Here is a 13,244-nt window from a genome sequence, read left to right on the forward strand (position 1 = left end):
TTCCTTTTGGTAGCACAAATAAAGGAGAACAGGCTTTCACCCATTCTCCTGCAGATGCTACGCAGTCAGATTTGACTGTGCTTTCTTTTTCGGTTTTCTCGGCTGTGAAGCGAAGGTATGTAACATCATCCCCGCTATTATAATGAACAAACCGGCAAATGATAAAAGAGATGGGAAAACGCCTGACAGCAGAACAATTTCACCAAGCAGCGCGAAAATCACTTCACCGGATTGAGTGGCTTCAACAGCTGCGAGTTTTTGCGGATTGTCTCTTACCATATCAGTGGCCCAGAAAAATAAAACCGTCGCAATGATGCCTGAGCTGACGGCAACGATAAAGGATTGAACGGTTTGACTTGCTGTTGGAAGGCCATCTGACCACCAGCCGTAAGCTGCTAATATAAGCCAGAATGGAAGGCTTGCCAATGTCATTCCAAGCACGCGCTGAAATGTATCAAGCCGGCCTCCGTATTCTTCGAGCATTCTCCTGTTTCCTAACGGATAGGCAAAAGCCGCAATGACAACCGGCAGCACACTGAAAAGCAGCATCCTCCCAGAAAGCGATTCTGCATGCTGAAGCTGAATCAGAGCCGCTCCAATCAGGATGATCATGGAAGTGCCAAGTGAAACCAGGGGAATCTTTTGGCGAACGAGCTGCGGACCGCCCGGCATATCTTGTTTGACATAAAACAAAGGAGATAAGAGCACCCCGGCTACAATTGTAATTTGCCAGGTTCCGGCTATGAGCCACCCCGGACCGTATGCAGCCGCAAATGTAATCGGCGCGTAAAAAAGCACGAAGCCGACGAAGCTCCATTTGATCCAATAAAACGGCTTTTTCCTCATCTCTAGTAAGAGAGGCGTGAATGTCCCTCTCATGATGACAATCAAACATAAAAACGGCACCATAAAAATAAAGCGCAGCGAAGAGCTCCAAAGCCAGCTGCCTCCTGATAACTCCATCGCTCTGTTTAATATAAAGGTAACGGCGAAAAAGAGTGAAGCCAATATTCCGATAACGATAGCTTTCATGATATCCCTCATTCTGGCATTATTTTTTTATACTATACTATTCGGTATCATGCAGATCAATGGAATCATGAGAAAAACATCATGTTTTGCGAACCGCTATGTGTGGAAGACAAAAAAGGGAGGTGTAATTGATGGAAAAAGAGACACAGACATACTTCTTTCCGGATGACGGCAGGATTCCGAATCACCCTGATTTTCCGCTCGTGGTGTATCAAAACGCGCTTAAGGACACCGGACTGGCAGAGCGGATCGTCATCCGGCATGGCTGGTCAAACAGCTGGTCAGGGAGTGTTTTTCCATACCATCATTATCACAGCAATACGCATGAAGTCCTGATTGCCCTTAGGGGAGAGGCTGTGATTCAGTTTGGGGGAGAAAAAGGGGCTGCCATCCCTTTCAAATCAGGCGACGCAGTCGTGATTCCAGCCGGAGTCGGACATAAAAAGCTCAGCTCAAGTCCCGATTTTACTGTCCTTGGCGCCTATCCCGGTGGCGTTCAGTATGATATGAAGACGGGGAAACCGAATGAGCGGGAGGAAGCGCTCAAACAGATTAAGCAGGCGGCGTTGCCGGCGAATGACCCGATCACAGGAAAAAGAGAGCCTCTATTGGAAATATGGGTAAAGTGAAGGGGAGAAATTGTTGGATTGTCAATAACTAGTGCCGCAGAAACGTTATGACATGAGCTCCATATAAATTAATTTCATAATCGAAGCAATTCACGTTCAAATTTTGTTCAAAAAGTGTTATCATATAGAAGGTAATCGAATTGGAGTTTTTTGTGTTTGCTATTTTCAGAGAGAGTAAAGGATTTTGACTTATTCAATTGTTTATTTTTAGATAAAAATAATACTGAATATGGCAAGATGAAAAACTGGGTAGTAAACATTTATTTTTGTAAATGATTGTGCACGAATTCACAATCCTTATTCTTATGCCTTAAAAGCGTGAGACAGGGAGAGGCACTACCCTTTCCAAAAAAATCAGCAAACTGCTTATAGTAAAGGAGAATTGGATATGCCAGAAACAATCGATCAAACAAATGCGTCTGTCAGCCAAAGCCAGCAAGATCTTATTGATCAGCTATTAAAGCCAGAAGTTCAAGAATCATTGACTGTTTTAGTTGACCAGCTTCCGAAGCTGACTGAGTTAGTGAATATTTTAACGAAGTCTTATGATTTCGCTCAGTCTGTAGCGACTGACGAAGTGTTAAAGAGCGACACAGTCGGTGCGATCACTGAAATTCTCGAGCCTGTAAAAGAAACAGCGAAAGAAGTAGCTGCGACTGCGATCGAAGCAAAAGACCGCGCGGAAGCAAGCAACGAAACAATTGGACTTTTCGGCCTTCTTCGCATGCTGAAAGATCCTCAAGCTCAAAAGCTGTTCCGTTTTGCTAACAGCTACCTTGAAGTCATGAACGAACGCGAAAACCAAAAATAATCTCAGATTCAAATTGATATAAAGGACGGAGGATATACGATGTCAAAACATATTGTCATTCTAGGCGCTGGTTATGGCGGAGTTCTTTCTGCTCTAACAGTTCGCAAACATTACACAAAAGAACAAGCACGCGTGACAGTGGTAAACAAATACCCAACTCACCAAATCATTACGGAATTACACCGCCTTGCTGCAGGCAACGTGTCTGAAAAAGCGGTTGCAATGCCATTAGAAAAACTTTTCAAAGGCAAAGACATTGATCTTAAAATTGCGGAAGTAAGCTCTTTCTCTGTTGATAAAAAAGAAGTTGCGCTTGCTGACGGTTCTACATTAACTTACGATGCGCTTGTTGTAGGTCTTGGTTCTGTAACGGCTTACTTCGGCATCCCAGGTCTTGAAGAAAACAGCATGGTATTGAAATCTGCTGCCGATGCGAACAAAGTCTTCCAACATGTTGAAGATCGTGTGCGCGAGTACTCTAAAACGAAAAACGAAGCAGATGCAACAATCCTTATCGGCGGAGGCGGCTTAACAGGTGTTGAGCTTGTTGGTGAGCTTGCTGACATCATGCCGAACCTTGCGAAAAAATACGGCGTAGACCATAAAGAAATCAAATTGAAACTTGTTGAAGCAGGTCCGAAGATCCTTCCTGTTCTTCCGGATGATCTTATCGAGCGTGCGACTGCAAGCCTTGAAAAACGCGGCGTTGAGTTCTTAACAGGTCTTCCTGTTACAAATGTAGAAGGAAACGTAATCGATCTGAAAGACGGATCTAAAGTTGTTGCCAACACATTTGTTTGGACTGGCGGCGTACAAGGTAACCCATTAGTCGGTGAATCAGGCCTAGAAGTGAACCGCGGACGCGCGACTGTAAATGACTTCCTGCAATCTACATCTCATGAAGATGTATTCGTTGCTGGAGACAGCGCAGTTTACTTCGGTCCCGACGGCCGTCCATACCCGCCAACTGCACAAATCGCATGGCAAATGGGTGAGCTGATCGGTTACAACCTATTCGCTTACCTAGAAGGCAAAACGCTTGAAACATTCAAGCCAGTAAACTCTGGTACACTTGCAAGCCTTGGACGCAAAGACGCGGTTGCCATCATTGGTGCTAATTCTACACCGCTTAAAGGTCTTCCTGCTTCCTTGATGAAAGAAGCAAGTAATGTACGATATTTGACACATATTAAAGGACTTTTCAGCCTGGCTTACTAATCCTTTTAATGAATCTGGCATTGCCAAAAGCATTCCTTTCCGAGTGCTTTCTGGCAATGTCTTTTTTTATGTTTATGACAGCGTTAACACATTTCATTTTCAAAAAAGAGATTGATCCCAAAGGAATATAAAGGTAAAATAAAAACAAATCAAAATGTTAACGTTAACATTTTGAAATAGAATGAAAGACGGTGAGGACATGGAACCCTTCATGGGCGAAAACTTTTTATTGAAAAATGAAACCGCTGTCAGCCTCTATCACAATTATGCGAAAGACATGCCAATTATTGATTACCACTGCCACTTAAGTCCGAAAGAAATCTATGAAAATAAGACATTTCAAAACATCACGGAAGCCTGGCTGTATGGTGACCATTATAAATGGCGCATCATGAGAGCCAATGGAATTGAGGAGACATACATCACCGGAGATGCGCTTGATGAAGAGAAATTTATGGCTTGGGCGAAAACCGTGCCGATGGCGATTGGCAATCCGCTCTACAACTGGACTCACTTAGAATTGCAGCGTTTTTTTGGCATTTATGAGATTTTAAACGAGAAGTCCGGGCCGGCTATATGGAAACGGACAAATGAACTGCTCAAAGGGGAAGGCTTCGGGGCAAGGGATTTAATCGTGAAATCAAATGTAAAGGTCGTGTGCACCACGGATGACCCTGTCGATTCTCTTGAATACCATTTATTATTAAAAGAAGACAAAGACTTTCCTGTCAGCGTGCTGCCCGGATTTCGGCCGGATAAAGGGCTTGAGATCAATCGTGAAGGCTTTCCTGAGTGGGTGCAGGCGCTTGAAGATGCCGCCGCCATATCGATTACAACCTATGATGCGTTTTTAAAGGCGTTGGAAAAACGAGTGCGATTCTTCCACTCAGCCGGCGGCAGAGTTTCTGATCACGCGATAGATTCAATGGTATTTGCCGAAACAACAAAAGAAGAAGCTGGACGGATTTTTTCTGACAGATTACAAGGAACAGAGGTTTCTTGTGAAGATGAGAAGAAATTTAAGACATATACGCTTCAGTTTCTTTGCGGTTTGTATGCGGAGCTCGATTGGGCGATGCAGTTTCATATCAACGCTTTAAGAAACACGAATACAAAAATGATGAAAAGGCTCGGACCTGATACAGGGTATGATTCAATGAACGATGAAGAAATTGCTAAGCCTTTATACAAGCTGCTGAACTCAGTTGAGATGAAGAACCAGCTGCCGAAAACGATTTTATATTCACTGAATCCAAATGATAACTATGTCATCGCCAGCATGATCAACAGTTTTCAGGACAGTATTACCCCAGGAAAAATACAATTCGGCACAGCCTGGTGGTTTAACGATACTAAAGACGGAATGCTCGACCAAATGAAAGCGTTATCAAATGTTGGCCTTTTCAGCCGTTTTATCGGCATGCTCACCGATTCCAGAAGCTTTCTTTCGTATACGCGCCACGAATATTTCAGGCGGATCGTCTGCAATTTGATTGGAGAATGGGTGGAAAACGGCGAAGTGCCGCGCGATACGGAGCTTCTGGGAAGCATCGTTCAGGGGATTTGCTATGACAATGCGAAACACTACTTTCAATTTCAAGAAGAGAAAGCAAACGTGTAACAAAGTATCCGCTCAGTATCGCTGAGCGGATCACTATCCGAAAATTCTTAAGACACAGAGGTGGAACATGCGAACTGAACTGGCAAATAAGGTTGTGTCGGTCGAAACGGAAAAAAGGCTTTCATTGAAAGAGAAAATGTCCTATGGTTTTGGTGATTTTGGCAATGGTTTTATGTTTGATCTCGGCCAGATTTATTTATTGAAGTATTTCACTGATGTAGCGGGAATCCCCGCTGCGATGGCCGGCGGCATTTTTTTAGTCAGTAAGCTGTTTGCGGCGATAACAGATCCAATTGTCGGCTCATCAATCGATTATCGCAAAAACATCGGCAAACGGGGGAAATTCAGGCCTTATCTATTAATCGGCAGCCTCGTGCTTGCGGTGCTTACTGTTCTTATTTTTCTGTCTCCCAATGTATCAACGACTGGAAAACTGATTTATGCATATGCATCCTATATGATTTGGGGCATCGGCTATTCGTTTGTGAATATTCCGTACGGCTCATTAGGGGCAGCGATGACTCAAAATTCTGAGGACCGGACCTCCATTTCGACGTTCCGCCAAATCGGATCACTTGGCGCCTTGTTTATCACAAGTGTTGCCGTGATGCCGCTGCTCATCAAGTTTGATAATCCGAAGGTCGGCTACCCGGTGGTCATGGGCTTGTTCGCCGCACTCGGTGTGCTTTGGTTTTATATTTGCTACCGCAACTGCAAAGAGCGCATTGTCATATCGGAAGCACCCAAAGAAAAATTAACACTCTCATCTGTCGTCAAAACATTTATTACAAATAAACCGCTGTTAACCCTTGTCCTGATGACGATTTTTTCAATTTCCGCATACAACATTAAATCCGCCATGCTCGTCTATTTCGCACAATATAACTTGGGCAATGTTGAATTAATGGCTTATATGAACTTCATCATTATCGGTTCTTCCTTTTTGGGCGTCGTATTCCTTCCAAAGCTCGTCAAGATGTTTGGAAAGAAACGAACGGCAATGATCGGCTTCGGCATCAGTGTGGCCGCGGATCTGATCAACTTTATGCTTCCATCTAACGTTTATGTGTTTACAATTCTCGCCAGTATCGCCTTTATTGGAATCAGTATCCCAAATGGCATCACGTGGGCTCTTGTCTCCGATATTATCGACTATGGCGAATGGAAATCCGGTGAACGGAAGGAAGCAACGACATATTCACTTTTCAATTTCTCAAGAAAGCTTGCTCAATCTTTGTCTGGCTTTCTCTCGGGGATCGGTTTGGGGATTATCGGCTATGTGCCGAATGCAGTCCAGACAGCACAGGCGCTGATTGGCATCAAAGCGCTGCTTCTTCTGTATCCGGCCATTGCTTTGGCATTAGCGATGTTCATTATCGGCTTTCTTTATAAACTCACAGACCAGCAGCATGCTCAGATCGTTCAGGATCTTCATCAAAAGAGCTGACAATATAATATAAAGAATATTTAAAATAATTTGTAAATAAAATGTGTTTGTAGGGGTTTCGCTTGGAGAGTGCCCAAAAAACTGAAAAGGAAGGAGGCACTTGCTTGAAAAACGATAACAATTGCAGCTGAAGAAGCAAAGGAACTCGTTTGGCAAAAGCTGGCCGGTGCCGGTTTGAATGAACGAGATGCTGAAAAAGTGGCAGATGTTCTCGTGCACGCTGATTTGCGCAATGTACATTCGCATGGCGTGCTGCGCACAGAACACTATGTGAACAGGCTTTTAGCGGGAGGGATCAATCCTGGGGCACAGCCTGTTTTTAAAGAGACGGGGCCTGTGACCGGGGTGCTTGACGGAGACGATGGTTTCGGTCATGTGAATTGCGACATGGCGATGGACCATGCAATTGACATGGCGAAGAAAAAAGGAGTCGGCATGGTCACGGCCGTAAACAGCAGCCATTGCGGAGCGCTAAGCTATTTTGTGCAAAAAGCGGCTGACGAAAAGCTGATCGGAATGGCAATGACGCATACAGACAGTATCGTTGTCCCGTTTGGGGGGAGGACTCCTTTTTTAGGGACAAATCCGATTGCTTACGGTGTTCCGGCTAAGCATAAAAAACCGTTTATCCTAGATATGGCGACATCCAAAGTGGCTTTTGGGAAGATTCTGCAGGCCCGTGAAGAGGGCAATGAAATTCCTGAAGGATGGGGAGTCGATGAAAACGGAGAAGCAGTAACTGATCCTGACAAGGTCGTCTCACTTTCAACATTCGGCGGCCCGAAAGGCTATGGACTATCGATTGTAGTGGATGTGTTTTCCGGATTGCTGGCGGGCGCGGCTTTTGGTCCTCATATTGCCAAAATGTACAGCGGCCTTGATCAAAAAAGAAAGCTGGGGCATTACGTTTGCGCGATCAATCCAGCCTTTTTTACTGACTGGGATACGTTTTTAGAGCAGATGGATGACATGATTGATGAACTGCAGCAATCACCGCCGGCTGTTGGATTCGAAAGAGTGTATGTGCCCGGCGAGATCGAGCAGCTGCTTGAAGAAAGAAATAAGGAAAAAGGAATTTCTATCGCCCGGAGCGTGTATGAATTCTTAAAAAGCAGGTGAGAAAAATGAAAGCGGTTCAAGTGCGAAAAGCGTATGATCTGGTGACAGCGGTGGTGAAGAAGCCAGTTCTTTCAAAGGATGATGAAGTGCTCGTGAAAGTCAAGCGAGTCGGCATTTGCGGTTCAGACATGCACATTTATCATGGAACGAATCCGCTTGCTACCCTCCCGAGAGTCATCGGACACGAGGTAACGGGACAAGTGGAGGAAGTTGGTGCGAAAGTACAGAGCCTAAAACCCGGTGATCATGTGGTAATTGAGCCGATTTCTTATTGCGGATCGTGCTATGCCTGCCGCAAAGGGCGGCCGAATGTTTGCGCCAAGCTTTCTGTATTTGGCGTACATGAGGACGGAGGCATGCGGGAATATATTGTGCTTCCGGAAAGACAGCTTCACGCGGTCTCAAAGGACTTGCCTTGGGAGGAAGCAGTCATGGCCGAGCCTTATACGATAGGCGCCCAGGCAGTGTGGAGAGGCCAGGTGGAAAAAGGTGATACCGTCCTGATCCAGGGAGCGGGGCCCATCGGGATCTGTGTGTTAAAAATGGCAAAACTGGCGGGCGCTGCTGTCATGATGACTGACTTGAACAACGAGCGGCTGGCATTTGCGAAAGAAAACGGCGCCGATGCTGTTGTAAATGTCCAAGCAGAACATGTTGCCGAGCGGGTCCTTGAATGGACTGGGAATGAAGGAGCAAACGTGGTCATTGATGCTGTTTGCCTGCCGGAGACTTTTGCACTTTCAATTGAGGCTGTGTCACCGGCGGGACATGTGGTTGTGCTTGGATTTGATGAAAGAGCGGCTCAGATTTCTCAGCTGCCAATTACAAAAAAAGAAGTCACGATAACCGGATCCCGATTGCAGACCAATCAGTTTCCAAAAGTGGTAGAGCTTTTGAATGGAGGCCGGTTAATGCATAACGGGCTGGTGACCCATACATTTTCAGTTGATGACGTTCATCATGCATTTCAGTTTATTAAGGAGCATCCAGATCAGGTGCGGAAAGCCGTCATCACGTTTGATTAAATGACTGAATCCGGAGGTGCGAGCATGAATATGACATTCCGATGGTATGGACGAGGCAACGATACAGTCACACTTGAACACGTGAAGCAAATTCCCGGTGTCAAAGGCATCGTTTGGTCTCTCCATCAAAAGCCCGTCGGCGACGTGTGGGAAAAAGAAGAAATCAGAGCCGAGACTGAATATATTCAATCCTATGGTTTTCATGCTGAAGTTGTAGAAAGCGTGAATGTTCACGAAGCGATTAAACTTGGGAACGAAGAACGCGGCCGGTATATTGAAAACTACAAGCAAACGATCCGCAACCTTGCCGGATTTGGCGTGAAAGTGATCTGCTATAATTTTATGCCGGTTTTTGATTGGACACGCACGGACATGTTCCGGCCGCTAGAAGATGGATCGACCGCTCTGTTTTTTGAAAAGGCCAAGGTGGAAAGCCTTGATCCTCAAGAGCTGATTCGGACGGTGGAGGAAGCATCTGACATGACACTGCCGGGGTGGGAGCCCGAAAAATTGGCTCGGATCAAAGAGCTTTTTGCTGCCTACAGAACGGTCGATGAAGAAAAGCTATGGGACAATTTATCATTCTTTTTGCAGGAAATTCTTCCTGTTGCTGAGGCCTATGGGGTTCAAATGGCCATTCATCCGGATGACCCGCCGTGGCCGATTTTCGGACTGCCGCGCATTATCACAGGAGAGGCAAGCTATAAGAAACTGCGGGCGATATCAGATTCACCGTCTAATTGTATCACCCTTTGTACAGGTTCAATGGGAGCCAATCCCGCTAACGACATGGTGGAGATCGCTAAAACGTATGCCGGCATCGCTCCATTTTCACATATTCGCAATGTGAAAATTTATGAGAATGGTGATTTTATTGAAACATCTCATTTAACAAAGGATGGTTCGATCAACATTCAAGGCGTGATGGAAGAACTGCATAAGCAGGATTACGAAGGATATGTCAGACCGGATCATGGGCGCCATCTTTGGGGCGAGCAATGCCGCCCGGGATATGGCTTATACGATCGGGCACTTGGCATCATGTATTTGAACGGGCTGTGGGACGCCTATGAAGCAATGGCAAAAAAAGAGGTGGGCGTATGATCCCGCTGCATGAGAACCTGGCTGGTAAAACGGCTGTCATCACTGGCGGCAGCGGCGTGCTTTGCTCTGCGATGGCACGGGAGCTAGCCCGTCATGGCATGAAGGTGGCGATATTGAATCGGACGGCTGAAAAAGGCCAAGCGGTCGTGAAGGAGATAACGGCGGCTGGCGGCACAGCGTGCGCTGTTGCTGCGGATGTGCTGGACAGGATGTCACTGGAACGGGCAAAGGAAGACATCCTTGGCCAATTTGGCGCTGTTGATCTGTTAATTAACGGGGCTGGCGGCAATCATCCTGCCGCGATAACCGATGTGGAGACATATGAAGAAGCGGGAGAAGGCCAATCCTTTTTTGATATGGATGAGAGGGGCTTTCTAACTGTATTCTCCACCAACTTCACCGGTGCGTTTCTAGCCTCTCAAGTGTTTGGAAAAGAGCTGCTGAAGGCTGATTCACCGGCGATTATCAATCTATCTTCGATGAGTGCTTATTCACCTATGACGAAGGTTCCGGCATACAGTGCCGCCAAAGCATCCATTAATAATTTTACGATGTGGATGGCTGTTCATTTTGCCGAAACCGGGCTGCGGGTCAATGCGATTGCTCCAGGCTTCTTTCTGACAAAACAAAATCATGATCTGCTAATCAACCAAGACGGAACGTTCACCAGCCGATCTCACAAAATTATTGCGGGAACACCGATGAAGCGCTTCGGAAAACCCGAGGATTTGCTCGGTACGCTCCTTTGGCTGGCGGATGAATCCTATTCCGGTTTTGTCACTGGGATCACCGTTCCTGTCGATGGAGGATTTATGGCTTATTCAGGTGTGTAACGAAAGCGATGCAACAGAAACTGAACCAACATAGGGGTGAGGTTGAGATGTTTTCAAAAGATAAGCTTCCCGTTATCCTTTTTTTGTTCCTGGCAGGGGTGATTAATTACCTGGATCGTTCGGCGCTTTCCATTGCAGCTCCTTTTATTCAGGATGATCTCACATTGTCTGCCACGCAAATGGGCTTGATTTTCAGCAGTTTTTCGATTGGTTATGCGATTTTTAACTTTCTTGGGGGCGTGGCATCCGACCGCTATGGGGCAAAGCTGACCTTGTTTGTCGCGATGGTTGTTTGGTTGCTGTTTAGCGGAGCAGTCGCCCTCGCTTTTGGCTTTGTCAGCCTGCTGATTATACGCATTCTCTTCGGAATGGGAGAAGGCCCGCTTTCGGCGACCATCAACAAGATGGTGAACAACTGGTTCCCGCCGACCCAGCGGGCGTCTGTTATCGGTGTAACCAACAGCGGCACGCCGCTCGGGGGAGCCATTTCCGGCCCGATAGTCGGCATGATCGCAGTGGCGTTCAGCTGGAAGGTATCCTTCGTTCTCATTATGATTATTGGATTGATATGGGCAGTGCTCTGGTTCAAGTTTGTCAAAGAAAAGCCGCAAGAGACGATCAAGGAAGCACCGGCAATAAAAGCAGAAACGTCTCCCGGAGAAAAAATTCCGCTCACCTTTTACCTGAAGCAAAAAACGGTCTTGTTCACGGCGTTCGCTTTTTTCGCTTACAACTACATCCTCTTCTTCTTTTTGACATGGTTTCCGAGCTATCTTGTCGACGAACGGGGATTAAGTGTTGAATCGATGAGTGTCATCACGGTCATACCGTGGATTTTAGGATTTATCGGGCTGGCTGCGGGGGGATTTGTTTCTGACTATGTGTACAAAAAAACGGCCCGAAAAGGTGTGCTGTTCTCGCGCAAGGTTGTGCTTGTCACGTGTTTGTTTTCATCAGCTGTCCTGATTGGATTTGCCGGGCTTGTGGCAACGACTGCGGGGGCTGTCACTCTTGTCGCTCTGTCAGTGTTCTTTCTTTATTTGACCGGTGCTATCTATTGGGCTGTCATTCAAGATGTGGTTGATCAAAACAATGTCGGTTCTGTTGGCGGCTTCATGCATTTCCTCGCCAACACGGCAGGAATTATCGGCCCGGCTTTAACCGGATTTATTGTTGACCAAACAGGCACGTTTTCTGGAGCATTTTTGCTTGCCGGAGGGCTGGCTGTCTTCGCTTCACTTGCTGTGATTCGTTTTGTCCGTCCAATCATTGGCAAGCCAGCGGGAACAGAAGCTGAGAATCCTGTGTCTTATTAATCTGGAAATATAGTGGGAGAGGCGGTATATTTGATGATACAATATACAGTAAATAATCGCAGCCGGTATGATAAGGAAGGGAATTAGATGGTAACCATAAAAGATATCGCAAAACTCGCAAACGTATCCCACACAACCGTTTCCAGAGCACTCAATAACAGCCCTTACATCAAAGAACATACGAAGAAAAAGATATTAGAGCTAGCAGAGCAGCTCAACTATACACCAAATGTAAATGCGAAAAGTCTGGCGATGCAAAAGTCGCATACGATCGGGCTATTCTTTACAAGCATTACAAACGGAACCTCACACAGCTTCTTTGCAGACACAATCAAAGGCGTCAATCAAGCCATAAGTGAGGATTACAATCTGTATGTGCGCGGCATTGATGATCTGAAAAACTATGACTCCGTTACACCGATGAGATATGACGGCATCATTTTAATGAGCCAAAGTGACATTGATAATTCTTTTATTTACCATATTCGCGAAAAAAACATTCCGCTTGTCGTGCTGAATCGTGATATTGATGATCGCACCATCACGAATATTTTGTCCAATGACAAGGAAGGCTCTCAAGAAGCTGTAGAATACTTCATTCAGTCCGGACATCAAGACATCGCCATCATCGAGGGGATCGAAGGCTTTAAATCCTCCCAGCAGCGAAAGGAAGGGTACTTATCTGCACTGATTCAACATCATATTCCGATCAAGCATGAATACAGTGTCAAAGGACAGTACGATATGGAAAGCGGATTTCAAGCGATGGAGCGGCTGCTGGCGCTGCCGAATCCTCCAACCGCTGTTTTTTGTTCGAATGATGACATGGCAATCGGAGCGATGAATGCGATATTCGCAAAGGGCCTGCGCGTTCCTGATGATGTTTCGGTGATCGGGTTTGATGATATTGGGTTTTCACAGTACATCACGCCAAGGCTTTCAACAGTAAAGCGCCCAGTGGAGAAAATCAGCGTGCTCGGTGCGCAAAAACTCTTGTCGCTGATCAGCGAGCCCGAAACAAAAGCAGAAAAAATCTTGGAAAACACAGAATTCATGGTGCGTGATTCAGTCAGACGATTGACGACGTGA

Annotated in this window: 12 protein-coding genes; 11 read left to right on the forward strand and 1 reads right to left on the reverse strand. The window is 46.0% G+C overall.

The genetic code is table 11. The features are described from left to right. Window positions 1-57: 57 nt before the first annotated feature. A complete protein-coding gene (locus tag MKX71_RS06655; RefSeq protein WP_020425117.1) occupies window positions 58-1,032 on the reverse strand; it encodes a multidrug resistance efflux transporter family protein in 975 nt (324 codons plus the stop codon). Window positions 1,033-1,163: 131 nt separating this feature from the next. Between MKX71_RS06655 and MKX71_RS06660 the strand changes: the two genes are divergently transcribed. From MKX71_RS06660 to MKX71_RS06710, 11 genes are all read left to right on the forward strand, one after another. Further along, the gene (locus MKX71_RS06660; RefSeq protein ID WP_033884358.1) at window positions 1,164-1,661 is read left to right on the forward strand and encodes a cupin domain-containing protein; all 498 of its coding nucleotides are present in this window, start codon (window positions 1,164-1,166) and stop codon (window positions 1,659-1,661) included. 388 nt (window positions 1,662-2,049) lie between these two features. Beyond that, window positions 2,050-2,472 (forward strand): DUF1641 domain-containing protein, encoded by a 423-nt coding sequence (locus tag MKX71_RS06665; RefSeq protein ID WP_003220510.1) that lies wholly within the window; start codon window positions 2,050-2,052, stop codon window positions 2,470-2,472. A gap of 39 nt (window positions 2,473-2,511) precedes the next feature. Further along, window positions 2,512-3,690 carry an FAD-dependent oxidoreductase gene (locus MKX71_RS06670; RefSeq protein WP_003232765.1) on the forward strand — a complete coding sequence of 393 codons (1,179 nt, stop codon included), beginning with the start codon at window positions 2,512-2,514 and terminating at the stop codon, window positions 3,688-3,690. Between the two features lie 199 nt (window positions 3,691-3,889). Further along, entirely contained in the window at window positions 3,890-5,311 is a 1,422-nt protein-coding gene (gene uxaC / locus MKX71_RS06675; RefSeq protein ID WP_339231883.1) for a glucuronate isomerase, read from the forward strand. A 67-nt stretch (window positions 5,312-5,378) separates the two neighbouring features. Next, on the forward strand, window positions 5,379-6,758 hold the full coding sequence (locus tag MKX71_RS06680) for an MFS transporter (protein ID WP_192858367.1): 1,380 nt from the start codon (window positions 5,379-5,381) through the stop codon (window positions 6,756-6,758). A gap of 114 nt (window positions 6,759-6,872) precedes the next feature. Then, window positions 6,873-7,877 carry an ureidoglycolate dehydrogenase gene (allD, locus tag MKX71_RS06685; protein ID WP_339232035.1) on the forward strand — a complete coding sequence of 335 codons (1,005 nt, stop codon included), beginning with the start codon at window positions 6,873-6,875 and terminating at the stop codon, window positions 7,875-7,877. A gap of 5 nt (window positions 7,878-7,882) precedes the next feature. After that, window positions 7,883-8,902, forward strand: coding sequence for a zinc-binding alcohol dehydrogenase family protein (locus tag MKX71_RS06690; RefSeq protein ID WP_339231885.1), 1,020 nt, complete (start codon window positions 7,883-7,885; stop codon window positions 8,900-8,902). 24 nt (window positions 8,903-8,926) lie between these two features. Next, window positions 8,927-10,006 carry a mannonate dehydratase gene (gene uxuA, locus MKX71_RS06695; RefSeq protein WP_339231886.1) on the forward strand — a complete coding sequence of 360 codons (1,080 nt, stop codon included), beginning with the start codon at window positions 8,927-8,929 and terminating at the stop codon, window positions 10,004-10,006. After that, complete coding sequence (locus MKX71_RS06700) at window positions 10,003-10,839, forward strand: SDR family oxidoreductase (protein WP_038828735.1); 837 nt, start codon at window positions 10,003-10,005, stop codon at window positions 10,837-10,839. The genes uxuA and MKX71_RS06700 overlap by 4 nt, the downstream gene beginning before the upstream one ends. Before the next feature lie 47 nt (window positions 10,840-10,886). Next, window positions 10,887-12,155 (forward strand): MFS transporter, encoded by a 1,269-nt coding sequence (locus MKX71_RS06705; protein ID WP_339231887.1) that lies wholly within the window; start codon window positions 10,887-10,889, stop codon window positions 12,153-12,155. Between the two features lie 87 nt (window positions 12,156-12,242). Further along, complete coding sequence (locus MKX71_RS06710) at window positions 12,243-13,244, forward strand: LacI family DNA-binding transcriptional regulator (protein WP_108029317.1); 1,002 nt, start codon at window positions 12,243-12,245, stop codon at window positions 13,242-13,244.

Origin of the sequence: Bacillus sp. FSL M8-0071, from assembly GCF_037975455.1 — a bacterium.
GTDB classification, from domain to species: domain Bacteria; phylum Bacillota; class Bacilli; order Bacillales; family Bacillaceae; genus Bacillus; species Bacillus subtilis.

Excerpts from the sequence above, each read along its gene's own strand:
- MKX71_RS06655 (WP_020425117.1), bottom strand. The coding sequence starts at position 1,032 with ATGAAAGCTATCGTTATCGGAATATTGGCTTCACTCTTTTTCGCCGTT.
- MKX71_RS06660 (WP_033884358.1), top strand. The coding sequence starts at position 1,164 with ATGGAAAAAGAGACACAGACATACTTCTTTCCGGATGACGGCAGGATT.
- MKX71_RS06680 (WP_192858367.1), top strand. The coding sequence starts at position 5,379 with ATGCGAACTGAACTGGCAAATAAGGTTGTGTCGGTCGAAACGGAAAAA.
- MKX71_RS06705 (WP_339231887.1), top strand. The coding sequence starts at position 10,887 with ATGTTTTCAAAAGATAAGCTTCCCGTTATCCTTTTTTTGTTCCTGGCA.
- MKX71_RS06700 (WP_038828735.1), top strand. The coding sequence starts at position 10,003 with ATGATCCCGCTGCATGAGAACCTGGCTGGTAAAACGGCTGTCATCACT.
- MKX71_RS06665 (WP_003220510.1), top strand. The coding sequence starts at position 2,050 with ATGCCAGAAACAATCGATCAAACAAATGCGTCTGTCAGCCAAAGCCAG.
- MKX71_RS06690 (WP_339231885.1), top strand. The coding sequence starts at position 7,883 with ATGAAAGCGGTTCAAGTGCGAAAAGCGTATGATCTGGTGACAGCGGTG.
- MKX71_RS06710 (WP_108029317.1), top strand. The coding sequence starts at position 12,243 with ATGGTAACCATAAAAGATATCGCAAAACTCGCAAACGTATCCCACACA.
- uxuA (WP_339231886.1), top strand. The coding sequence starts at position 8,927 with ATGAATATGACATTCCGATGGTATGGACGAGGCAACGATACAGTCACA.
- MKX71_RS06670 (WP_003232765.1), top strand. The coding sequence starts at position 2,512 with ATGTCAAAACATATTGTCATTCTAGGCGCTGGTTATGGCGGAGTTCTT.
- uxaC (WP_339231883.1), top strand. The coding sequence starts at position 3,890 with ATGGAACCCTTCATGGGCGAAAACTTTTTATTGAAAAATGAAACCGCT.